This window comes from Streptomyces sp. NPDC039609 (assembly GCF_055596705.1).
The window spans coordinates 336943-360075 of sequence record NZ_JBVIUJ010000004.1; the positions used below are offsets into that span (position 1 = coordinate 336943).

The 23133-nt window shown below is 71.9% G+C and carries 19 protein-coding genes, 1 tRNA gene and 1 pseudogene; 10 read left to right on the forward strand and 11 right to left on the reverse strand.

Features of this window, described 5'->3' with window-relative positions:
* Positions 1–28: 28 nt before the first annotated feature.
* Positions 29–700, reverse strand: coding sequence for a MerR family transcriptional regulator (locus ACZ561_RS13730; RefSeq protein ID WP_470993700.1), 672 nt, complete (start codon positions 698–700; stop codon positions 29–31).
* A gap of 106 nt (positions 701–806) precedes the next feature.
* On the opposite strand from ACZ561_RS13730, the gene ACZ561_RS13735 reads away from it, so the two are divergent.
* Positions 807–1418, forward strand: a complete 612-nt coding sequence (locus tag ACZ561_RS13735; RefSeq protein WP_470994439.1) for a DUF4188 domain-containing protein — start codon at positions 807–809, stop codon at positions 1416–1418.
* 277 nt (positions 1419–1695) lie between these two features.
* Here the strand turns inward: ACZ561_RS13735 and ACZ561_RS13740 are convergent.
* A pseudogene (locus ACZ561_RS13740) lies at positions 1696–2658 on the reverse strand (DMT family transporter); the annotation flags it as partial.
* A complete protein-coding gene (locus ACZ561_RS13745; protein ID WP_470993703.1) occupies positions 2655–3542 on the reverse strand; it encodes a phosphatase PAP2 family protein in 888 nt (295 codons plus the stop codon). The gene ACZ561_RS13745 and the pseudogene ACZ561_RS13740, both read right to left, overlap by 4 nt.
* A 147-nt stretch (positions 3543–3689) precedes the next feature.
* Here ACZ561_RS13745 and ACZ561_RS13750 point away from each other — a divergent pair, with 147 nt between their 5' ends.
* The 3 genes from ACZ561_RS13750 (at position 3690) to ACZ561_RS13760 (ending at position 6032) form a co-directional block, all read left to right on the forward strand.
* Positions 3690–4304, forward strand: a complete 615-nt coding sequence (locus ACZ561_RS13750) for a TetR/AcrR family transcriptional regulator (protein WP_470993706.1) — start codon at positions 3690–3692, stop codon at positions 4302–4304.
* 29 nt (positions 4305–4333) lie between these two features.
* A complete protein-coding gene (locus tag ACZ561_RS13755; protein WP_470993708.1) occupies positions 4334–4708 on the forward strand; it encodes a DUF488 domain-containing protein in 375 nt (124 codons plus the stop codon).
* 73 nt (positions 4709–4781) lie between these two features.
* Positions 4782–6032: a cytochrome P450 gene (locus tag ACZ561_RS13760; RefSeq protein ID WP_470993710.1), complete on the forward strand. Its 1251-nt coding sequence runs from the start codon at positions 4782–4784 to the stop codon at positions 6030–6032.
* A 15-nt stretch (positions 6033–6047) separates the two neighbouring features.
* Here the strand turns inward: ACZ561_RS13760 and ACZ561_RS13765 are convergent, their stop codons facing one another.
* Positions 6048–6518 (reverse strand): DUF309 domain-containing protein, encoded by a 471-nt coding sequence (locus ACZ561_RS13765; RefSeq protein ID WP_470993713.1) that lies wholly within the window; start codon positions 6516–6518, stop codon positions 6048–6050.
* Between the two features lie 139 nt (positions 6519–6657).
* Here ACZ561_RS13765 and ACZ561_RS13770 point away from each other — a divergent pair.
* Both ACZ561_RS13770 and ACZ561_RS13775 read left to right on the forward strand, forming a co-directional pair.
* Positions 6658–6731 (forward strand) — tRNA-Pro (locus ACZ561_RS13770).
* A 115-nt stretch (positions 6732–6846) separates the two neighbouring features.
* A complete protein-coding gene (locus ACZ561_RS13775; protein WP_470993716.1) occupies positions 6847–7422 on the forward strand; it encodes an SMI1/KNR4 family protein in 576 nt (191 codons plus the stop codon).
* Between the two features lie 113 nt (positions 7423–7535).
* Here the strand turns inward: ACZ561_RS13775 and ACZ561_RS13780 are convergent, their stop codons facing one another.
* The 4 genes from ACZ561_RS13780 to ACZ561_RS13795 form a co-directional block, all read right to left on the reverse strand.
* Positions 7536–9953 (reverse strand): ATP-binding SpoIIE family protein phosphatase, encoded by a 2418-nt coding sequence (locus tag ACZ561_RS13780; RefSeq protein ID WP_470993719.1) that lies wholly within the window; start codon positions 9951–9953, stop codon positions 7536–7538.
* A complete protein-coding gene (locus tag ACZ561_RS13785; protein ID WP_470993722.1) occupies positions 9950–12064 on the reverse strand; it encodes a SpoIIE family protein phosphatase in 2115 nt (704 codons plus the stop codon). Before ACZ561_RS13785 ends, ACZ561_RS13780 begins: the two co-directional genes overlap by 4 nt.
* A 197-nt stretch (positions 12065–12261) precedes the next feature.
* Positions 12262–13170: an oxidoreductase gene (locus ACZ561_RS13790; protein ID WP_470993724.1), complete on the reverse strand. Its 909-nt coding sequence runs from the start codon at positions 13168–13170 to the stop codon at positions 12262–12264.
* A gap of 237 nt (positions 13171–13407) precedes the next feature.
* A complete protein-coding gene (locus ACZ561_RS13795; protein WP_470993727.1) occupies positions 13408–14898 on the reverse strand; it encodes an MFS transporter in 1491 nt (496 codons plus the stop codon).
* A 156-nt stretch (positions 14899–15054) separates the two neighbouring features.
* On the opposite strand from ACZ561_RS13795, the gene ACZ561_RS13800 reads away from it, so the two are divergent.
* The 4 genes from ACZ561_RS13800 to ACZ561_RS13815 all read left to right on the forward strand — a co-directional run bounded on the left by ACZ561_RS13800 (position 15055) and on the right by ACZ561_RS13815 (position 18821).
* Complete coding sequence (locus tag ACZ561_RS13800; protein WP_470993729.1) at positions 15055–15495, forward strand: MarR family winged helix-turn-helix transcriptional regulator; 441 nt, start codon at positions 15055–15057, stop codon at positions 15493–15495.
* 151 nt (positions 15496–15646) lie between these two features.
* Entirely contained in the window at positions 15647–16729 is a 1083-nt protein-coding gene (locus ACZ561_RS13805; protein ID WP_470993733.1) for a substrate-binding domain-containing protein, read from the forward strand.
* A gap of 38 nt (positions 16730–16767) precedes the next feature.
* Positions 16768–17547: an ATP-binding cassette domain-containing protein gene (locus ACZ561_RS13810; RefSeq protein ID WP_470993736.1), complete on the forward strand. Its 780-nt coding sequence runs from the start codon at positions 16768–16770 to the stop codon at positions 17545–17547.
* Positions 17544–18821, forward strand: a complete 1278-nt coding sequence (locus tag ACZ561_RS13815; protein ID WP_470993739.1) for a sugar ABC transporter permease — start codon at positions 17544–17546, stop codon at positions 18819–18821. Before ACZ561_RS13810 ends, ACZ561_RS13815 begins: the two co-directional genes overlap by 4 nt.
* Before the next feature lie 242 nt (positions 18822–19063).
* Here the strand turns inward: ACZ561_RS13815 and ACZ561_RS13820 are convergent, their stop codons facing one another.
* The 3 genes from ACZ561_RS13820 to ACZ561_RS13830 are packed head-to-tail and all read right to left on the reverse strand — an operon-like array spanning position 19064 to position 23072.
* Positions 19064–19342 (reverse strand): hypothetical protein, encoded by a 279-nt coding sequence (locus ACZ561_RS13820; RefSeq protein WP_470993741.1) that lies wholly within the window; start codon positions 19340–19342, stop codon positions 19064–19066.
* Complete coding sequence (locus tag ACZ561_RS13825) at positions 19339–19467, reverse strand: hypothetical protein (RefSeq protein WP_470993745.1); 129 nt, start codon at positions 19465–19467, stop codon at positions 19339–19341. The genes ACZ561_RS13820 and ACZ561_RS13825 overlap by 4 nt, the downstream gene beginning before the upstream one ends.
* A complete protein-coding gene (locus ACZ561_RS13830) occupies positions 19464–23072 on the reverse strand; it encodes a WGR and DUF4132 domain-containing protein (RefSeq protein ID WP_470993748.1) in 3609 nt (1202 codons plus the stop codon). Before ACZ561_RS13830 ends, ACZ561_RS13825 begins: the two co-directional genes overlap by 4 nt.
* Between the last annotated feature and the right edge of the window lie 61 nt (positions 23073–23133).

Consider the following 23133-nt stretch of genomic DNA (forward strand, 5'->3'; position numbering starts at 1 on the left):
TGACGATAGGGGGCTTCCCGGCTTTTCGTCAAGGTGACGAAAGTGGCGGGTTCGGAGGGGTGATCCCGTACAGATGCGCCGAGACGTCCTCGTGCGCCAGTCGGCGCAGGGCCAGCAGAATCGGTTCGTAGAGCATCGTGTACGCGACGGCCGCCTCGATCGCCTCCTCCAGGACCGGGTAGTCCTCCATCACCGCGTACTCCTCGGCGGCGATCGGATGCATCACCTCCGCATACCGCCGGATGTCGTCGACGCCGCCCCGGTAACCCAGTGAACGGAGCGTCACGACCGCCCTGGTCAGCGCGGCGAGCGCCGGCGCCTCCTCGTTCACGTACCAGTCCATCTCGGTGAGCAGGTCGCGCATCTCGGCGAAGACCTCGTCCCAGAGCGCGCGCTCGGGATCGGAGGTGTCGGGCGGCGAGATCTGGGGGCCGAGCATGTACGCGGCGATGCCGACGCGTTCGTGGCGGCCGAAGGTGGGGTCGTCCGCGACGGCAAGGACGTCGCGGGCCTGCTGGATCGTCATTCCGCCGACCGTCAGCAGTGCCCGGATCAGTCGCAGCCTGCGCAGATGCTCCTCGCCGTAGTCGGACTGCCGTGCGGTGACGGGGGTGCCCGGGGCCAGGAGCCCTTCGCGCAGGTAGTACTTGACCGTGGCCACGGACACGCCGCCGCGGTCGCTCAGCTCGGAGAGGCGCAAAGACTTTCACCGTTCCCATCGTCTCGACACGGTTACCCGGGAGTTCTACTCTGCCCTCCAAGGATAGTTCAGCTATCCAATAACGGCAGGTGCGTGAACCGTGGCAATGGGATCCGGCATCACACGCGGACCGCGGCTTTTCCCCGCGCTGGAGTGGAACCGTTGCGGAGCCGAGAGCCGTGCAGAGCGGCGCCGGGTGCGCCGTGGCCGCTTCATGGCGGCCAACAGTGAACCGGTGGCCGTCTTCCTCATCGGTATGCGGGTCAACCGCTGGCGCTCAATCCGCGGCCGGCTGCCCGTGCTGACGGCCATGCCCGCCATGCTCAAGGAGCTCCGTGCGGACCCGGAGAGCGGGTTCCTCGGCTACCGGATGCTCCTCGGGCCCTCGTTCGGCGAGGCCACCGTCATCCAGTACTGGCGGAAGGCGGGCGACATTCGCGCGTACGCCGCGGAGTCCGCCCGCAAGCACCGCCCCGCTCAGAGCGCGTACTGGCGGCGCTACTTCGCGAGCAACGGGGCCGTCGGCCTCTGGCACGAGATGTACTCGGTCCGAGCCGGTGCGTATCACGGGCTCTACGGGGACATGCCGCCGACGGGGGTCGGCGCGCACTTCGGGCTGGAACCGGCCGTGCCGGGGGACAGGGGCGGGTACCAGCCGTCCGCCGAACCGATCTTCGCGGCCCAGGTGACGGAGGACCGCCCGCCGTCGGGGCAGTGAGGAGCGGGGCAGTGAGGAGCCGTCAGCCCGCGAGGGGCGCGGGGGTGGGTGCCTGGGAGGCTGCGGGCATGGTCGCCGCATCGTCGGTACGGGGCGGGGGCAGCGGCTGCCCGGGGGTGGCGACGGAGGACAGGGGCGATGCCACGGGGGTGGTGACCAGGGCGGTGACGGCGGTGGGCGGCTGCGTCGCGGCGGCAGGCGCGGGGGCCGGTGTCGTGGCGACGGGGGACAGGGGCGATGCCACGAGGGTGGTGACCAGGGCGGTGACAGCGGTGGGCGGCTGCGTCGCGGCGGCAGGCGCGGGGGCCGGTGCCGTGGGGACGGGCGTCGGGGCAGGCGTGGGTGCCGGCGTGGGTGCCGCTCCCGCGCCCGTCGTCAGCAGCACCACGCCGCGTGCCGCCACCACCGACGCGGCGGCGGCGATCAGCCAGCCCCACACGCCCGCGCGGAAGGTCTCGCCGAGCAGCGCCACGCCGATGACCGCGGCGGCGGCCGGGTTGGAGAGGTTCACGACGGCCAGCGGCGCGGCGAGTCCGCCCCGGTAGGCGGTCTGCGAGAGCAGCAGGCCGCCGACGGCGAAGGCGGAGATCAGTACGGCTGTCAGCGCGGTCTGCCACCAGGCCGACGCCCCGCCGGGCAGTTCGCGCGCGAGGGCGGCGGTCAGCGTCTGCGTCAGGGCGGACGCCACTCCCGAGGCGATCCCGGAGGCCGCCGCATGCCCGAGCCCCCGCCCCCGGCGTGACGTTTCGGCATGGGAGCCCGCGCTGTTCCGTCCTCCCCTGGCGAGCACCGCGATCAACAGGGCCGTCGACGACGCGACGATCAGTGCCTCGCGCAGGGTCAGCGCGTCGCCCGGCGTCGCGGGGCCCGTGACCGAGATCAGGCCGACGAGGCCCGCCAGTGTCCAGAACGCGCCACGCCACTCCGCCCGCGTCACCCGACGCCGGGCGCAGTACGCCCCGAGCGGCAGCGCCGCCACCAGGGTGAGCGCGCCCAGCGGCTGAACGAGCGTCAGCGGGCCGTAGTGCAGGGCAGCCACGTGGGCCAGTGCGCCGGCGGCGTTCAGGCCGACGGCCCACCACCACTGGCCGCGGGCGAGCAGGGCGCGCAGCGCGCCGCCACCGCCGTCGGAGGGGGCCGAGGCGGCGAGCCGGGACTGGGCGACCGCGGCGAGGGCGTACCCGGCCGCGGAGACCAGGGACAGGAGTACGGCGAGGACGATGCCGTCGGGGGCGGTCATCGCAGCGACTCCACCGGGCGACGACCGGCGGCCGCGGTGCGGGCGACGGGCGCGGCGGACGGGGCGAGCGCGGCGGGCGAGGCGGACGCGACCGGCGCAGGGGGTGCGGCGGCGTGCAGGAGCGGGCCCGGGGCCGCCGGTCCGGTGCCCGGCGCCCGTACCACCGCGAGCGCGAGACCGAGCAGCGCCGCGGCGGCGAGGGCGTCGAACCAGTAGTGGTTGGCCGTGCCGACGACGACCAGGAGTGTCAGCAGGGGGTGGAGCAGCCACAGCAGGCGCCACCTGCCGCGCGTGGCGACGATGAGGCCGATCGCGACCATCACGGCCCAGCCGAAGTGCAGCGACGGCATCGCGGCGAACTGGTTGGCCATCGAGTCCGTCTCGGGGCTCGCGCCGTACACGGACGGGCCGTAGACCCGTGCGGTGTCGACGAGGCCGGTCGCGGCGAGCATCCGGGGCGGCGCCAGTGGCATCAGCAGATGGAGGCCGAGCGCTGCGGCGGTCAGGAGTGCCAGGACCCGGCGGGACCAGAGGTAGTGCCCGGGGCGGCGCCAGTAGAGCCAGGCGAGGAAGGCGATCGTGGCCGGGAAGTGCACGGCCGCGTAGTAGGTGTTCGCGGCCCGGACGAGCGGCTCCGCGTGCATGAGCAGCGCCTGTACGGAACCCTCGTCGGGCAGATGGACGGCCCGCTCCGCGTTCCATATCCGGTCGGCGTTGTGGAAGGCCCGCAGTTCGTGGCCGTTCGCGAACAGCCGGCCGAACTTGTAGACGAGGAACAGCGCCGTGACGAGCAGCAGCTCGCGCACCAGCGGGGGTCTCGGGGTGTTCGGGGTAGCGGTCGGCCCCGGTCCTGTGGGACGTGTCCCGCGTATCCCGGCAGCCATGCCCGGCCCCTTTTTCCCGTCAAATCGCCAGCAAACGGAGGAAGCCTAGATCCGAATTCATCGAGACGCAAGCGTCTCGAAACGTTTGCGTCTCGATTGTGCACCCCCTACTCTCGTATGTGCAGAGAGCTGTCCGGGAGGAATGGGATGTCCACACAGGCCGCGACCGCCGCCGCCCGCCGCGGAAAGATCACGCCGGAGCGGGAGAGCGAGCTCTACGAGGCCGTTCTCCGCCTGCTCCGGGAGGGCGGCTACGACGCGGTGACGATGGAGGGTGTCGCGGCTCGCACCAAGTGCGGCAAGGCCACCCTCTACCGCCAGTGGGGGAGCAAGCCGCAGCTCGTCACTGCCGCTCTCGCCAAACAGCGCTGCGTCTTCTTCAGCGGCATCGACACCGGATCGCTCGCCGGTGACCTCCGGGAGGCGGCCCACCTGGCCGCGACCCGCCGCGACCACGACGCCGAGCTGATGGAGGCCGTCAGCCAGGCGTACGTCCAGTACCCCGATCTGCGCGAGGCGCTCCGCGAGACCGTCATCAGCCCGGAGGTCGCGGCCCTCGACACGATCCTGAAGCGGGCCGTCGAACGCGGCGAGATCGACGCGGACAACCCGGCGATCGGCTTCGTCGCACCCTGTTTCCTCGGGATGCTCCGCATCGAGCGGCTCTTCGAGGAGCGTTTCGCCGACGCATCGACGATGCGTGTCTTCGTCGACTCCGTCCTGCTGCCGGCGCTGCGGCCGACGGGGCGCGTCGAGGTGTGAGCTCCGGCGGCCTCCGGCACCCTGGATCCATGCCAGCCGCTGCCCCCGACATCCGCGTCCGCCGGATCTACGAGGCCCCCTCACCCGACGACGGTGTACGGGTCCTCGTCGACCGCCTCTGGCCGCGCGGCCTCGCCAAGACCGACGCCCGCATCGACGAATGGCCCAAGGCGCTCACCCCCTCCACCGAGCTCCGGCGCTGGTACCACGGTCCGGACGGCGAGTACGGGGAGTTCTGCCGGCGGTACGAGGACGAACTCGCCGAACCCGACGCCGCCGAGGCCCTCGACCGGCTGCGCACCCTCGCGGCCGAGGGCACCATCACGCTGCTCACCGCCGCGAAGGACCCGTCGGTCAGTCACACGTCCGTACTCCTGCGCGAGCTGAACGCCTCCGCGGCGTAGCCAGAACCGACGATGCCGGTCACCATGTGTAGACCGCACCGAGTTCCGCACCTTCCCGCTCCGGAGGAGCCGCGTGGACCCGACCACGAACGCACGTCACGAGCTGCTCGACGCCTTGCAGCGCGACCCGTACCCCCTCTACGCACGTGCGCGACAGACCGCAGGCCTGACCTTCGTCCCCGAACTCGACGCCTGGCTGGTCGCCAGGGACGCCGACGTCCGTGAGGTGCTGCTGCGGCCGGAGGACTTCTCCTCCGCCCAGGCGCTGCGGCCCGACGTCATCCCCCCGGCCGCCGTCTTCGGTGTGCTCGCCCGCGGCTACGGCAACCGACCCACCGTCGTCTCCACCGACGGCGCCGCCCACCGCCGCCACCGCGCCCCGATCAACAGTGGCCTCTCCGCGGCGCGGGTCTCGGCCCTCGCGCCGTACGTCGCCGAGGTCGCCGCCGCCCTCGTCGACGGCTTCGCCGCGGACGGCCGCACCGAGCTGATGTCCTCCTACGCCCGCAGGCTGCCGGGCGCCGTCATCGGCCGGCTCATCGGCTTCGAGACGGAGGACGTGCCTGTCGCGGTGCACGGAGGACACCGCGCCGAGCAGCTCCTCTTCCGGCCGATGGCCGAGGACGAGCAGATCGCGGCAGCCGAGGACGTGGTCGCCCTCCAGCGACTCCTCGACCGCTACGCCCGCGAGCGGCGCTCCCAACCGCGCGACGACCTCTGCTCGGCGATGGTCGCCGCCCTCGCCCCGGACACCGGCCTCGGCCCAGGGCCCCGCGAACTCACGGACGACCAGCGCCACGAACTCGTCGCCAACCTGCAGAACCTCCTCATCGCCGGACACCTCACGACCACGGCCCTGATCGGCACCGCGCTCTTCCATCTGCTGCGCCGGCGCGACCAGTGGGAGCTGCTGTGCGCCCGGCCCGAACTCATACCCGGGGCGGTGGAGGAAGCCGCCCGCTTCGATACCGCCGTCCAGGGATTCCGCCGCACCACGACCCGTCCCGTCGCCCTGGCCGGCACCGAACTGCCCGCGGGAGCCACCGTCTTCGTGGCGTACGGCTCCGCCAACCGCGACGAGACACGGCACGAGGACGCCGACGTCTTCGACATCACCCGCCCGGCGACACCCACCCGCCACGTGAGCTTCGGTCACGGCGCCCACGGCTGCCCGGGCTCCCAGCTCGCCCGCACCCAACTCCGCCTCACCCTGGAGCTGTTCGTCCGCCGCTTCCCCGGACTGCGGCTTGCGAAGGACCAGGACGTGGAGATGCGGCCGACGCTGATCCACCGCTCGCCCCTGGAGCTGCACCTCACCTGGTGACGACCGGGCGCCGCGCTACTCGGCCAGGAGGCGCGGCGCCTCGGCCGCCGCGTCGGTCACGGCCTCGGCGCGCTCCGCCAACTCCCGGGCCCACCGCACGAGTCCACGGACGTCGATGCCGTACCGATCGGGCTGCCCAGAGATCCGGTCGGCGCCGCGAAGCAACAACCGAGCCCCGCCGGGCCCGTTGCCCCGCGCGGCATGAGTCAGCCCCACGGCCAGCTGGGCGAGCCCCTGCCACAGGTCCCGCTCCCCGGAGGGGCCGGTCTTCCACGCGTCCTCGAAGACCTCGTGCGCGTGGAACGGCATCCCCGCGTCCAGCAGCCGCTGCGCCTCACGGAGCGTCTGTGCGGGCGTCCGCACCACCCCTTCGGGCTGCCGCGGCACCCCCTCGACCCCGTACGGCAACGGCCGCCCCAGCCCGTCCCGCGGCCGAGCGCTGCGCGCCCGCCCCTCCTCGTCCCGGTCCCTCCGCGTGCTGTCCACCAGTCCATTCTCCCCTTCGACGGCCCGGCCTGCGCGTATGCCGCCCACCACCGGGCGTGGCCGCGTCCACCGGCCCCGCGAAGTGAGGTAATGTTCTCTTGCACGCCGCCGCCGGGAGGAACCGGGAACGGACGGGCATCGGGACGTGGCGCAGCTTGGTAGCGCACTTGACTGGGGGTCAAGGGGTCGCAGGTTCAAATCCTGTCGTCCCGACTCGAAGGAGTCGCAGATCAGGGGCTGTTTCAGAGTAATCTGAAACAGCCCTTCGGTCGTTCTTGGGCCAGGTTCAGGGTCCAGAGGGGCCACCTCGCGTGGGGGAGTCGCACCGATGCATCCCGATGTGGAACAGCTGACCCGGATCGTCCCGCCGTCGGCGGAGCGCCGTCCGCGAGCCTGGTCCGAGGTCGAGACACGGCTGGGCACGGCGCTGCCCGAGGACTTCAAGGACCTCGTCGACACCTACGGCGGCGGTGTCTTCGACGAGACGATCCGGGTGCTGGAGCCCGACTGCGCGGACCGCGACTACGACCTCCTGGCCATGAAGGGGGAACGCGCCGAGGTGCTCGCCCGCCTGTGGGAGATCGACGAGCCCCGCCCCGAGCAGCTCGCGGCCGAAGGCGCCGGCCTGCTGCCCTTCGCGTACATCGAGGGAACCGGCGCCTACCTCTACTGGCTCACCGACGAGGACGGGCGGCCCGAGGACTGGACCGTCCTGGCGAACGCCGGCCGCGGACCGGAATGGGAGCACCACCCGGTGCGGAGCGCCCGGTTCATCCTGTCCGTCATCACCGGCGAGCTCCGCTCCGAGATCCTGGACAACCTTCCCGTCGAGGACCACACCTTCGACTCCAACGACGACATCCTGGAAGCCGGCCCCGGCCCGACCGCCTTCCCTGCGCCCTAGCGGCGGCTGAACGCCACCCGGAACAGCCGCGTGACGTGCCGGTGGCCGAACCGGGCACCGGCCGGCCGCTGCTCGAACCCGAACAGCGAGCGCCGCGCCCGACGGGCGCAGGCTCAGTCGGTGGCCGGGAACTCCTGTTCCGCCCAGATGGTCTTGCCGCGACGGCTGTAGCGGCTGCCCCAGCGGGTGGTGAGTTGGGCCACCAGGTAGAGGCCGCGGCCGCCCTCGTCGGTCAGCCGGGCCCGGCGCATCCGTGGGTGGGTGGCGCTGGGGTCGGAGACCTCGCAGATCAGTCGGCCCGCGCGGATCAGCCGTACGTCGATCGGGCCCCCGGCGTACCGGATGGCGTTGGTGACCAGTTCGCTCAGCACCAACTCCGTGGTGAAGACGAGCTCTTCGAGTCCCCATTCGCGCAGCCGCGTCGTCGCGGCCTCCCGCACCGTGCCGACCGCCGCCGGATCCGCTTCGATCTGCCACGACGTCGCGTCCTCTGGCGGCACGGCTCGTGTGCGGGCGAGCAGCAGGGTGACGTCGTCCCCGAGTCCGTCGGCGGGGCGGCCCGCGACGATCGCGCGGCCGAGCTCGCGCAGGGGACCCGCGAGGGCGCCCGGTCGGGTCAGATGGCCGGCGAGTTCGTTCATGCCCGCGTCCATGTCGCCGTCCCGCCCCTCGATCAGGCCGTCGCTGTACAGGGCGAGGACGCTTCCGGGGGCCACGTCGACCTCCGTCGACTCGAACGGGAGGCCGCCGACGCCCAGCGGGGGGCCAGGATCGACCGGGAGGTACGACACATGGCCCTCCGGGTCCGCAACGGCAGGCGGTGGATGGCCGGCGGACGCCACCGTGCACCGCAGCGAGACCGGGTCGTAGATCGCGTACACGCAGGTCGCGCCGGTGGGGGAGGAGGGATTGCCGATGTGCCAGCCGTCGTCGAGGTCGTCGTCGGCGTCCCCGCCGTCCGTCCTGTTCTCGCCCTCCTCGTCGAGGTCCGTCTCATCGGGCTCGGCGAGGAGTTGGGCGACCAGGTCGTCGAGATGGGTGAGCAGCTCGTCGGGTTCGAGGTCGAGATCCGCGAGGGTACGGACGGCCGTGCGCAGCCTGCCCATGGTGGCCGTGGCCGCGAGGCCGTGGCCGACGACGTCCCCGACGACCAGGGCGACGCGGGCGGAGGAGAGCGGGATCACGTCGAACCAGTCTCCGCCGACACCCCTCGTCGTGTCCGCGGGGAGGTACGCGCCCGATGTCGTCGCCGCGGTCGTTTCCATCTGGGTGGGCGGCAACATGCTGCGCTGGAGGCCGACGGCCGCGCGGCGCTCGCGGGTGAAGCGGCGGGCGTTGTCGAGAGCGAGGGCCGCACGGTCGGCGACCTCGCGCAGCAGGTCCCGGTCGGCCTTTTCGTACGTGCCACGATCGGCGTTCCGGCCTACGGACACCCGGCCGAGCACCACCCCCCGGGCGCGCAGCGAGGCCGCCATGGTCATCGGGTAGCCACCGACACCGGGGTCGTCGCCGTCGTCGACGGTGACGAGGCCGACGTCCGAGGCGGCCGGGCCGTCCCCGGCCGCGGACAGCCCCGCCACGGCGGTGACGCGGAGCAGCAGCCGTCCCTCCCGGTCCGGCACCGGCTCCTCGCCCAGGGAAGCCGCCTCCGCGATCTCCACGACGGCGAGGTCACCCAGGCCGGGCACCAGCGCGGCGGCCAGCTCTCGGCCCGTGTCCCTGACCGACAGCGAACCGCCGACGCCGGCCGTGGCACGGTGCAACAGCGCCAGGCGCTCGCTCGAACGGTGCATCTCGGTCACATCGGTGAAGAGGGCCGTGACCCCCAGGGCCCGCCCGTCGGGTGCCTGCAGGCGGAACGCCGAGATCGCGATGACCACCCCTCCGCCTGGATCCTGGATGGTCCGCAGGAACTCCTCGGCACGGATCAGCGGCCGACCCGTGGCCAGGACCTGGCGAAGCTTCTCCTCGACCACCTTCGCGTCTCCGGGCCAGAGGAAGTCGCCCAGGCGTCGGCCGCGCAGATCGGACGGCACACCGGTGTAGGGCAGGAGGTGGGTGTTGGTCCGCAGCAGCCGTAGTTCCGCGTCGAAGACGGCGAGCCCCACCCGGTCCTGGAGGAACAGCTCCCTGATGAACGCCTGGTCCTGATGCCAACTGACGGCCTCCTCCGCCGGGGCGACCAGGACGAGGCATCCCGCTCCCACGCCCGCCGTACCGTCGAGAGGGCCCACGTCCGCGAGGTCGAACGCCTGGAAGACGACCGGCGCGTGTTCGCCCTCGCCCGTGCGCAGCACCGTCTCGCCTCCCCGGACCCCCCGCGCGTAGGCCGCCACGATCGCCGGCCAGGCCGCGGGGTCCGCGAGGAGGGCCCGCGCCGAAAGGCCGACGACGTCGGCGGCGGACCGGCCGAGCAGTGCCCCGGCCTGCGGCGTCCAGCCGCTGATCCGCCCCCGGCCGTCGAGCAGGGCGCCGGCCGTGCCCTCGGGGAACGGCAGATAGCTGTCACGCGAGAAGGGCGTGTCGTTCACGGTGCCTCCTCCTCTCGGCCGTCCTCGGTGCCGGACAGGGGCTGGGCCCGGGCGATCAGAAGAGCGACGTCGTCGTGGTCGTCGGGGCCTCGCAGCGCGCCCAGAAGCAGGTCACAGGTCTCCTCCAAGGGCAGGGAGGACTGGCCGAGCAGGTCGGTGAGGGCAGCGAGCCGGACATCGATGTCCTGGTCACGGGTCTCCACAAGACCGTCGGTGTACAACACCAGTTCGTCACCCGCGACGAACGCGATCTCCACGGTCTCGAAGGGGACGCCGCCGACGCCAAGCGGCGCACCCGTGGGAAGGTCGAGAAGGCGGGGTGCCCGACCCAGGGGGACGTGCACGGGCGGAGGATGGCCCGCGTTGGAGATGCTGCAACTCCCCTGACGGGGGTCGTACACCGCGTACACGCAGGTGGCCATCGCGTCGTCCAGATCGGCGATGATGCGGTCCAGATGGGTCAGGATCACGGCAGGTGACAGACCGAGCCCGGCGAGCGTGCGGGCCGCTGTACGAACCTGCCCCATGGTCGCCGCCGCGGTGATGCCGCTCCCCATCACGTCGCCCACGACCAGGGCAGTCCTGCCGTCCGTCAGCGGGATCGCGTCGAACCAGTCCCCGCCGACCTCGACCGCCGCGGAGGCGGGCTGATAGCGATAGGCCACGTCGAGCCCGTTCAACCGTGCCGGACCGTGCGGCAGCAGATGGCTCTGAAGGGCGAGGGCGGCCTGGCTCTGCTGCCGGTACCAGCGGGCGTTGTCGATGGCCACCGCCGCACGAGCCGCCAGCTCCCCGGCGAGCAGGACGTCGTCCCGGTCGAACGGCTGCGAGTTGCGCATGCGCTTGAGGTCGAGCACGCCGAGGACGACACCGCGGGCGCGCAGCGGGACGGCGAGATAGGAGTGGATGCCGGCCTGTCGCAGGAGCTCCGCGGCGGAGCCGGCGCGGGCGATGCGGGGCAGGTCGCCGTCCGTGACGTGCTGGACGAGAACGGGTCGGCCGGTACGGGCGCACTGCGTGACCAGCCGCTCGGCGCCGTAGCGGGCCGGTTTGCCGACCGGGTCGGCGGCTTCCTCCGCCGGGGTGGGATACGCGGCCTTCACGGCGAGGGCGCGGAACACGGCCGGCCCCGAGGCCCGCGTCCCTCCGGGGTGCGGACCGGTCAGGATGTCCTCCAGGACGTCGACCGCCGCGATGTCGGCGAACTCCGGCACCACCAGATCCGCGAGCTCATGAGCGGTCAGGTCCAGGTCGAGCGTGGTGCCGACGCGCTCGGAGGCGTCCGCGATCACCGCCAGGCGACGCCTGGCCCGTGCGGCCGCCCTCGCGGCATGGTGCTGGTCGGTGATGTCCACGACCGAGGCGGCGACCCCGACCACGCGCTGCCCCGACGTCTCGAGCCGGTACAGCGACATCGACCAGACCTGCTCCTTCCCGTCGGAGCGGACGGAACCCCGTACGTTCCTTGAGAGGACGGGAACCCCGGTCTCCAGCACCTCGCGGAGCGCCGGCTCCAGTTCGTCGGCGTCCGGCGACGTCACGGCTTCGCGGAACGTCCGGCCCAGATAGCTGGCGGCGGTGCGTCCGTCGATACGCTCCAGTGCCGGATTGACCAGGACGAACCTGAGGTCGGAGTCCAGCACGGCGAGGCCGATCGGGGAGTGGGCGACCAGCCGGGAGGACAGGGCGAGGTCCTGCTCCACGCGCCTCGCGGTGGCCGCGTCCGTGGCGAGACCGAGTGCGTAGAGCCCCCCTTCGTCGTCCTGGAGCCGGGTGTTGCGGAACTCGACCTGGATCGTGCGGCCGTCCCTGTGGCGTGCCGAGATGACTCCGGCCCAGGGCCCGCCACCCGACATGACCCGCGCGAACAAGGACAGCACCTCGTCCCGCTGATGCTCCGAGATGAGCAGCGGGGCAGCCGGCCGGCCCAGCGCCTCGGCCGCCGGGTATCCGAAGATCGCTTCCGCCTGTGGGCTCCAGAGGACGATCCGCCCGGTCGCGTCCACGACGACGGCGGCCACCCCGAGTACGTCGAGGAGCCCGCCGGGCTCCACGGCGAGCTCACCGCTCGCCGGGTCCGGGCCGGCAGGGGGAAACGCCGCCGCGCTCATCCAGACCGCATCCCTCCTCCACCCCGCAGCCACTGCTGCACCTCTACGGAGCGGACGCACGGGTCCCCTCCATCATCCCGCCGCAGGAACGGACCGCCAGTCGTCAGCCGCCGACGTGCACCCGTCGGGTGACGCGGTAGGCGCCCTCGGTGACGCGTACGGGTACGGCTCCGGGGCGGCGCGGTGGGTCCGCCGGGTCACGCACCCCGCCGATGGAGTGCGTTCAGGACGTCCAGCTCGTCGTCGGTCAGCCGCAGCGCGCCGGCGGCCACGTTCGCGGCCAGGTGTTCCGGGCTGCCGGTTCCGGGGATGGCAAGGAGGTGCGGCCCCTGGTGGAGTGTCCAGGCCAGCCGCACCTGTACGGCGCTCGCCCCGTGCGCCCGTGCGACGGTGAGCAGCTCGGCGTGGTCGGAGCCGCCGCCGCCCGCTTCACGTCGGGTCCCGGCGATCGAGTAGAACGGCACGAACGCGACGCCCTGCTCGCCGCAGTCGCGCACGAACGCGTCGTACTCGGGCCGGACGCCGATGCCGTACTGGTTCTGGACGCAGACCACCGGCGCGATGGCCCGGGCCTCGGCGAGGTGCTCGGGGGTGACGTTGGAGATGCCCAGGTGGCGGATGAGGCCGGCGTCGCGCAGCTCGGCCAGGGCGCCGAAGCGCTCGGCGATCGAATCGGTTCCGACGATGCGCAGGTTCACCACGTCCAGGTGGTCCCGCCCGAGCTGGCGCAGGTTCTCCTCGACCTGGCCGCGCAACTGTTCGGGGGTGGCATGGTCCAGCCACTCGCCCGAGGGGCCTCGGCCCGGTCCGACCTTGGTGGCGATCACGAGGTCGTCCGGATAGGGCGCGAGCGCCCGGTTGATCAGCTCGTTGGCGGAGCGCAGCGAGGAGAAGTAGAAGGCGGCGGTGTCGATGTGGTTCACCCCGAGCTCGACGGCGCGGCGCAGCACGCCGATCGCCCGGTTCCGGTCGCTCGGTGCCGCGCCCGGCGCGAACGCCGCACCGTCCTGTGTCAGGCGCATCGCGCCGAACCCGATCCGGTTGATCTCCAGATCGCCGAGTTTCCAGGTGCCCGCCGCCGCGGCGTCGATCGTCTTTGGGGTCATGCGCGGAATGATCCGCCCGACGCGGGCGGCCGGCCATTGATTAAGGCATACCTGAATCGATGCGCCGTGCCCGTGCCGTGCCCGTGCCGTGCCGTGCCGTGCCCGTGCCGTGCCGTGCCGTGCCAGTGCGGTGCGGTGTCGGTGGAACGGTCGGGTGTCGGGTGTCGGGTCCCGCGCCGGGGACGCGGCGGCGGCCTTGCCCGGAGGGGCACGGCCGCCGCTCGAGTGGCCCGTCGGTCAGGCCGTGGCCGCCGCGGCCGTCTTCTCGGCGGCGGGCAGGCCCACCGCGGCGGTGCGGGGCTCCTGCCGGGCGCGCAGTCCCACCCGGCCGATGACCGCGACGAGGGCGAAGGCCGCCGCCCCGATCCAGAAGGTGAGGGTGAAGCCGGACTCGGCGGGCAGGGCCGGAGCGCCTGCCGGGAGGTGCTCGAGGGTCTGCGAGGCCAGGATCGTGGTGACCACGGCACTGCCGATCGCGCTGCCGGTGGAGCGGGAGATGGAGTTGATGCCGTTGGCGATGCCGCTCTGGTGGGGCGGGACGCTCGCCATGATGACGGCGGGCATCGCCGCGTAGCCGAAGCTGACGGCCGCACCGACCACGATGCCCGCGCCGATCACCGAGAAGGTGTGGGCGTGGTCGAGGGCGAGCCAGCCGAATCCCACGGCGCCGAGGCCGGCGGCCAGGATCAGCGCAGTGCGCGGGCCGCGGTGGCGGACCAGTCGGCCGCCTATCGGCGAGGCGAGCAGGGAGACGATCGCGCCGGGCAGCAGGAACTGTACGGAGGCGCGCAGGATGGACGCGCCGAAGCCGTAACCGGTCAGCGCCTCGGGCATCTGGACCAGGTAGGAGACGCCCAGGAAGTTGGCGAACATGCCGAATCCGACGAGGACCCCGGCCAGATTGGCCATGAGCACCGGGCGGTGGACGAACATCCGCATGTCGACCAGGGGTTCGCGGACCTTGAGCTCGGTGAGGACCCAGACGGCGGTCATGACGGCGGCGCCGGCGAAGCTGCCGAGCGTGCGACCGGAGGTCCAGCCCCACTCCTGGCCCTGGGAGATGGGTAGCAGAAGCAGCAGCAGGGTGAGGCCGAGGGTCAGCGCGCCGAGGAAGTCGGTGCGCCCGCCCGTCCTGTGTCGGGTCGCGGGGACGAGGAGGACCACGGCGAGCAGGGCGAGGGCGGCGAAGCCGGTCGCCATCCAGAAGGCGCTGCGGTAGTCGGCGTCGGAGCCGGAGGTCAGCAGGCCGGTGGCGACGAGCGCGAGGCCGCTGCCGAAGGCAAGGGTGCCGCTGACGAGCGCCATCGCGCCGGGCAGCTTCTGCGGGCGGACCTCTTCACGCAGGACGGAGAGCGCGAGCGGGAAGATCGCGGTGGCGGCACCCTGAAGCACACGGCCCAGGACGAGCAGCGGGAGCGAGGTCGCCAGGGCGGCGATGACGGAGCCGACCACCATGACGCCGAGGACGGCCACCAGCGTGGGCTTCTTGCCGTGCTGGTCGCCGAAGCGGCCGAGCAGCGGGGTGAAGACGGCGGCGGAGAGCAGTGTGGCGGTGGTCACCCAGCTCACATTGGCGGTCGAGGTGCCCAGATCATCGCGGATGAGACCGAGGATCGGGACCGGCAGGGTCTGCATCATCGACACGACCATGGCCGCGAGGCTCAGCGCGAAGATGACGACCGTCTCGCGCCTGGGCCCTGTGGTGGGCGGGGGAGTGGTGGGGCTCATGTCGGGGAGGACCTTCTCAGTGCTTCGGAGTGCTCGGGGTGCTTCAAGGCGTGGATGATTGATGTCATCAAGTAACTCCGTCGACGGTAGACGCAGATAGTTCAGGTGGTCAAGTAAACAATTGATAATGTCAAGGATCTTGAGTACGCTCGAAGGGTGAGCACGACGACCCCTGAGACCCCCACCAAGCTGCAGCTCCTTGAGCTCCTGGCCGCCATCGGTTCGGCCCAGTGGCGTGACTTCGCCGCCGCCGCGGCCCACCATGGCCTGACCTCGATGCAGGGTAAGGTCCTCGCCCAGCTCGACACCCCGAAGCCGATGCGCGCGCTCGCGACCCTGCTGGTGTGCGACGCGTCGAACGTCACCGGGATCGTGGACCGCCTGGAAGCCCGCGGCCTGGTGCGCCGCGAGCCCGACGCCACCGACCGTCGCGTCAAGAACGTCGTGGTGACGGACGAGGGCAGGGAGGTCATCCTGCGCGTCCGCGAGGAGATGCAGGCGACCCATGGCGCGCTCGACACCCTCGGTGCGGAGGACAGCGCGACCCTGTACGCCCTGCTGGAGCGCCTGCGCCCGGGCATGGAGAAGCGCGCCTGAGGTGAAGTGGCGGTTCTGAAGGCAGTGCGTGGGGTGACATCACCCGCTTGCCGGTGCCTGGGTTGCGGCTAATGTCGTATTAAGGCCATATCTGCACCCCCGTTTCCGTGCCTTTCGGGCGAAGGGAAGGGGGCGTACGGAAGGAGCCCCCATGTCCCGCACATTGCGCGGCGCGATAGCCCTGGTCGGGGCCGCCGCTCTCTCCCTCGGCGCTGTGGCGACCAGCGGCGCCGCCCAGCCGGGTGAGGCGAAACAGGACGTCAAGATCGGTCTGCTGCTGCCCGAGAGCAAGACCACGCGGTACGAGAAGTTCGACCGGCCGTACATCGAGCAGAAGATCAAGGAACTGGCGCCCGACGCGCAGATCGACTATTACAACGCCGCCGAGAGCGCCACCACCCAGCAACAGCAGGTCAACACCGCCCTCGCCAAGGGCAACAAGGTGCTGATCCTGGACGCGGTCGACGCCAAGTCCATCCAGTCCTCGGTGCAGAAGGCCCAAGACGCCGGTGTGAAGGTCGTGGCCTACGACCGCCTCGCGCAGGGACCCGTCGACGCCTATGTCTCGTACGACAACCGCAAGGTCGGCGAGCTGCAGGGTCAGGCACTGCTCGACGCACTCGGCGACAAGGCCGACACCGGCCAGATCGTGATGCACAACGGCTCGCCGACCGACCCGAACGCGGCCGAGTTCAAGGCCGGTGCGCACTCGGTCCTCGACGGCAAGGTGAAGATCGGCAAGGAGTACGACACTCCCAACTGGGACCCGAACAACGCCAACCAGCAGATGTCCGGCGCCATCAGCGCCCTGGGCAAGGAGAACATCGTCGGCGTCTACTCGGCCAACGACGGTCTGGCCGCCGGCATCGCCACCGCCCTCAAGGCAGCCGGTATCAACGTGCCGTTGACCGGTCAGGACGCCCAGCTCGACGCGATCCAGCGGATCCTGCTCGGCACCCAGACCATCACGATCATGAAGCCGTACAAGCCGGAGGCCGACATCGCCGCCACCATGGCCGTCGATCTCGCCGAGGGCAAGGAGCTTCCCGCGTCCCTGACGCCCACGACCGTCACCAGCGGCAGTGGCGAGAAGGTCCCGGCCAATCTGCTGACCCCGATCGTGGTCGACAAGAACAACATCGGCGACACGGTCGTCAAGGACGGTCTGTACACGGTCGCCGAGATCTGCACTCCCACCTACGCCGCAGCCTGCAAGGAGGCCGGACTCCAGTAGCCGTAGCCCACCGGGGGTGTGCGGAGGAGGCGGTTGGTTTGCCGGAAGGACCTGTGCTCACGCTGCGGGGGATATCCAAGCGGTTCGGCGCCGTCCAGGCGCTGTCGGGCTTCGACCTGGAGGTCCACGCCGGCGAGGTCGTCGCGCTCGTCGGTGACAACGGCGCCGGGAAGTCCACCGCGGTCAAGGCGATCGCCGGGGTGAACCCGCCCGACGAGGGCGTCATCGAATGGCAGGGCCGGAAAGTCACCATCAACCGGCCCCACGACGCCCAGAACCTCGGCATCGCCACCGTCTACCAGGACCTCGCGCTCTGCGACAACCTGGACGTCGTCGGCAATCTCTTCCTCGGCCGCGAGCTGAAACGCTTCGGCGTGCTCGACGAGGTCGGGATGGAACGGCGTTCGCGCGAGCTGCTCAGCACGCTGTCGATCCGTATCCCCAGCGTCCGTATCCCCGTCGCCTCCCTCTCCGGCGGCCAGCGGCAGACCGTCGCGATCGCCCGATCCCTGATCGGCGAACCGCAGGTCGTCATCCTGGACGAGCCCACCGCCGCCCTCGGTGTCGAGCAGACCGCCCAGGTCCTCGACCTGGTCGAACGACTCCGCGACCACGGTCTCGGAACCATCCTGATCAGCCACAACATGGTGGATGTGATGGCGGTCGCCGACCGGATCGCCGTCCTTCGCCTCGGCAGGAACAACGGGTTCTTCGACAGGCGATCCACCACCACCGAGGAGATCATCTCCGCCATCACGGGCGCCTCCGACAGCGCCGTCACCCGCCGACAGGCCCGTAAGCGGGAGGAGGAGCGATGAACCGGGACCGACGCCCCGACGACACCTCCGCCCAGGAACCGGCGCCCGAGGCGATGCCCGCCGTCGACAGCCGGCTGCTCGTACGCGAGGAAGGGCTCCGCGGGTATCTCGGGGAGTTCAAACGCAAGCTGCGCAGCGGCGAGTTGGGGTCCCTGCCCGTCGTCGTCGCCGTCGTCATCATCTGGACGGTGTTCGGCAGCCTCGACAGCGCCTTCCTCTCGGCCCAGAACCTCTCCGACCTCAGCCAGCAGATCGTCGGCACCGGCATGATCGCCGTCGGCATCGTGTTCGTCCTGCTCCTGGGCGAGATCGACCTCTCCGTCGGCTCCGTCAGCGGCCTGTGCGCGGCCATCTTCGCCGTGCTCAACGTCCTGAACGGCATGAACGAGTGGTTGGCACTCCTCGTCGCCATCGCGGGCGGAGCGGCCGTCGGGCTCATACAAGGCTTCTTCTTCGCCAAGGTCGGCGTGCCCGCGTTCGTCGTCACCCTCGCGGGCAACCTCGCCTGGAACGGCCTGATGCTCCAGGTGCTCGGCACCAGCGGCACGGTCAACATCCCCAGCGACAGCATCGTCTCCGAGCTCTACTCGACCATTTTCCACAGCCCCGCCGCCGCCTATGTGACCGCGGCGGTCGGCGTCGGACTCTTCCTCGCGGCCTCGCTCCTCGACGCCAGGCGCCGCCGGGCCGCCCGAGTACCGTTCCGCCCGATCGCGGAGATCGTGCTGCGTACGGTCGTCATCGCCGCGATCGCGTTCGTCGCGGCCTACATCCTCAACCAGTACCAGGGCCTGCCGCTCGCGCTCCTGATCTTCCTGATCCTGCTGGTGGTCGTGGACTTCGTGCTGCGCCGCACGTCGTACGGGCGGCAGATCTTCGCTGTCGGCGGCAACATCGAGGGCGCGCGTCGCGCCGGTATCAGCGTGCCGTTCATCCGTATGTCCGTCTTCTCGATCGCGGGCACCATGGCCGCAGTCGGCGGCCTCTTCCTGGCCGGACAGATCCAGTCCGCGAGCCAGACCTCCGGTGGCGGCAACCTGCTGATGAACGTCATCGCTGCGGCCGTCATCGGCGGCACGAGTCTGTTCGGCGGGCGCGGCTCGGTCTGGTCCGCCCTGCTCGGCGCCCTGGTGATCGGATCCATCCAGTCCGGGATGAACATCATGGGCGTCAGCAACGCCGTCCAGTTCATGATCACCGGATCGGTGCTGCTCGCCGCCGTGGTCGTCGACTCCCTGTCCCGCAGGAGCCAGAAGGCCGCGGGCCGCGCCTGAGCCTTCCCGGCCCCCGTGTCCCCCGTCCGTCACAGGGCGCGGGAACGCAGCTCCGACGCCGTCACGAGATGGACCTGCGCCTCCACCCAGGCCCCGACGGCCGCCGCGGGACCCTCCCGGCGCGGCGTGGCCGGGGCGGCGCAGCGTGGCCGGGGCGGCGCGGACCAGTTCCGCGGCCGTGGTCGGACCGACGCGTGACAGCAGGGTCGCTGCATCCTCGGCACCTGCCCGTGCGCCCTCGGTCAGATGCCGCAGGCCTCGGGTGGCCGCGGCAGCCAGGCAGGACAGCGCGGACTCCAGGGCTTCGGCGATCGCGTCATCCGGGCGCCACGCCACAGTCGGTGCCAGGCGCCCGCCGGCGGCGGAGCCAGATCGAGGGGGCCCTTGGACACCAGCAGGCCACGGTTGGTGGCCAGAGTCACCAGCGCGCGCTCGACCAGGGCGGTGTCGCCGACGAACTTCCGGCTGACGCCCTGCTCGTCGTCACCGACGATGAACCGTCGCGCGGCCCGCAGGATCAACTGCCGGCCCGGGGGCCGGTGATCGGAGAGGCCGCCCGGAGGGCAGCGAGCTCCTCGGTGCAGCGGACCTCGGCCGGCGGCCGCTGCAGCCGCTCCTCGGGCGACTGTGCGATGCGGGCGCTCACGAGGTCAGCTCCGTCAGGTCGGTCAGCAGCTCGGACACGGTCACCGGGTCGAGGTCCGCGAACTTCAGCGGGTACGTCCGGCTGCCCCGGTGGTCACCAGGCTGCTTGTCCAGCCAGATGGTCTCCAGCGTCTGGTCCGGGAACATGTCGATCACGCCCACAGCGATGCCCTCCTTCAGGGCGATCACCAGATGGCACTCGGGCCCGATCCGTCGGGAGAACCACCGCTCCACGCCCGCGTCCTGCGGCACGCCGCGCTCCCAGCCGCGCTTCTGCAACCCGAGCAGCTTGCCCACCGGCACGGTGATGCCCTCGAAGCGCGTCAGTCGCGCGCCGCCGGCCTCCTCCTCCGTCACCGCGAGGACCGGTCGCCCGAGCTGCGGGAACGGCTGCACGATCTCGTAGTCGGCGAACAGCTCCGACCACGTCTCGACCAGGGTGTCACCCAGGTGCAGCGGGTGGGCGAGCGTGACGGTCGCGTCGTCGACGACGGACACCGTCTCGTCCTCGGCATCCGAGTACGTACGGTCCTCGGCCACCCGGAACGCGGTGACCGTCCCCGCATCCTCGGCGAGCCACACCAGCCGCCGCACCAGGTGCCACACCAGCGGATGGTCCACGAACAGCTGCCGGAACTCCGCCCCCGTCCAGGAGCGCCGGGTCACCATCGCCTCCTCCAGGCGCCGCACCTGGTCCGAGGCGATCGTCCGGGCGTCCTTCTTCAGAGCGGCGAACCGCTTGCGCTCGGCGGGGGCGAGCTCGGCGTCGTCCCGTACGCCCGGCTTCGGCAGGTCCTTGAGGCGCCGGCCGCTCTCGTCCCGTACGAAGGGCCTGAGCTGCTCGTCGAAGCCGACCGTGAAGCGACGGGTGCCGTAGTCGACGACCGTGCTCCCATCGGTGTCCAGGCCGAGGTCCGGCACCAGCCGGTCCCCCAGCTGCTCACCGGTCAGGCCCAGCTCCGCCGCCACGGCGGAGATCTTCTCCTGCGCGCGGAGCTTCAGCGCCTTGAACTTCACCCGCTGGGCGATGCCGTGCAGATGCAACAGGGCCACGTCGGTACCGACGGCCGCCAGCACGTCGAGCCCGTCGACCGCCCGGTGGTGCGCACCCTCGCCCGGCCAGGCACGGATGATCGGGGTGAGCGCGCGGACCGTGTCGTCGTCCCCGAACCAACCGAGGGCGTGCAGAGCCCAGGCGTCCTTCGGAGGCATCCCGGCGAGTCGCCACTCCTCGAACACCGCCCAGGCGAACGACGAAAGGGAGTCCTTCGTGCAGAGCTCCCGTACGACGGCGACCCCCTGATACAGCGCGCCCGGCTTGGAGAGCGCCAGCATGGTGAGGACATGACCGACGGCCGTCGGCGGCAGGGCGCCGCCCGCGGACGTCACGAGCTGCGGAAGGGTGAGCGGATCGGCCCAGCCGCCCAGCTCCGGCATCCGGGCGGGCAGCCCGGTCACCAGCGGATCGGATGCCAGCAGGACCTCGATCGCCTCGGACGCCGCCTGGCCGTACTCCGCCGCGGCCTTCCGTACGACATCGGCACCGTGCGCCGACGCGATCAGTTCCAGCGCCCGCTCGGCGGCGGTCCGCGCCGCACCGGGCTTGCCGAGCGCGTCCGGGACGAGCAGCCGCGCGGCGTCGATGCCGTGCCTGACGAACCAGGCCGTGGCCGTCTTCCCGGCCGTCTTGAGCCGCACCAGCCAGTCGGCCATCAGCCGGGCGACGGCGGGATCGACGAAGGGCATGAGGATCGGCGCCAGCGCCGTCGGCTGGCTCGCGGCGCTCCGCAGGACCGCGGGGAGCGCGGCGAGTTCGTGCCGGGCCACCAGCGGCTTGAACGTGTTCTCGCCGTCGTAGATGCCACCGCCCTGCCAGTCGGCCAGCAGCGGCCGGATCAGCTCGACGGGGCCGTGGGTGAACACCGCGATGTCGTGCCAGGAGTTCTGGCGCCCCTGGCGCATCTGCTCGACCAGCTCCTCCAGCGGCCGGTACGGCTCCCAGCCGGTGACCCAGGACTCGGCGACCGACCAGAGCCGCTGCTCTCCCGGCTGCCACGCGATGCTGGACCCGGCCGGAGCGACGAGCCCGGTCACCACCCGCGGCCTGACGACCTCGCGGGGCCGGGTCCACGGAGGCGAGGCAAGCAGCTCCGGCAGGGAGTCGAGGGCGACCTCCTCGGCGAGGCCTTCCTGCCGCGCGAGCGGCCCCACGATCTCGGCGACCTCCTCGGGAAGGTCCGGCAGGACGGCAAGGGCCGTATCCCGGTGCGCCGCGACATGCGCCTTGAGCAGTCGTCGGGCCGTGGTGGCGCTCTCGTCCGCCCCCCGCGCGGCCTCCGCCAGCAGACGCAGCGCGCGCACCGGGAAGCGACGTGCGGCGGTGATCAGGGCGCCACGCACATGCTTGTCGTCGAGACGGACCACCAGATGACGGAACGCCACGTCGGAGGGGAGTTCGGCGAGCGCGGCGGCCATGGCCTTGGTGGTGTCCGTGTCGGTGTACTCCCGGTTCAGCTCACGCGCGAGCAGCGGTGCCATGGCCGCGCCCACGCCCTCGGCGACGGTCGCGACGACGGCCGGGCTCCAGCCGCGCCGGCCGAGCTCGTAGCCGTCGCCGAGCAGGGCGACCTGCTCGGCGGTGCCGAGCGCGCACAGCAACATCGTGCGGACGCCGAGTTCCCCGTGCGCCGGCTCCGTGAGCCGTGCGCAGCACTCGTCCACCCACTCCTTCTCCGAGGGAACGAGGTACGACACCTGGACCGCGCTGCGGACGCTGTGGCGGCGCTTGGCCAGGGCCTCGACCACCGCCCGGTAGGTGGCGTCGTCGGCCACCGCGAGCAGAGCCCTGACCCGGTCGAGGGTCGCGCCCGCGGGACCCCATCCCCAGCTGCTGGTGCCCTCGGGGTTCGCCCTGATCCCGACGACGACACTGCGGTGGTTTCGTAGCTCCCGCTCGGTCCGTGTCTCCTGCAGCTCCACGGCCGCGCAGGCGGCGAACGGCAGCCCGAACTCCGCCGCCCAGGCGTCCGCGACCAGCACGTAGCCCTCACGCTCGGCGTTGAGCATCCGGGCGAGCGCGGCGGCGCCGATCACGTTCGGCTTCCCCTCCTGGTGCGCGCGGGCCGCCTCGACGATCCGGTCATCGCTCCGCGCGGAGCCGAGCGCCTCTTCGATCACCTGGGCTTCCCCCGCGAGCAACGCCCGGAGCCGCGCCGGCGCTCCGGCGTCCACCGCGGGCACCGTGGGGCGGTGGCCTCCCCGCCGCGGATGCAGATTCCGCTTCCAGGCGGCGGGCAGGACGAAGGTGTCCTCGTCGGGCCGCACGGCGGGCGCGGGTTCGGAAGTCCCTGGTGCCTCCGGAGCGGAGTCCCCCGGCGCGGGCGGGGCGGTGACCGCCGCCCCGCCGAGCTCCGCGTAGCCCTTCCGCTCCTTCTCCGCGACGGCCTTGACCAGATACGACTGCGCGGCCTCCGCGGAGTCGAACTCCTTGACCCGTGTCTGGCCGTCGGTGCCGGCCCGTCCGAAACGGACCGTCACCGACGCTCCGGACGCCTCGGCTTCCCAGAACTTGGCCGAACCGTCACCGACGTGCTCCCAGCGCCGCACGGGCCCTCCCCTTTTCCCCGGTCGATCAGGTGTCCGCACACTAACGCGGGCCTCCGACAAC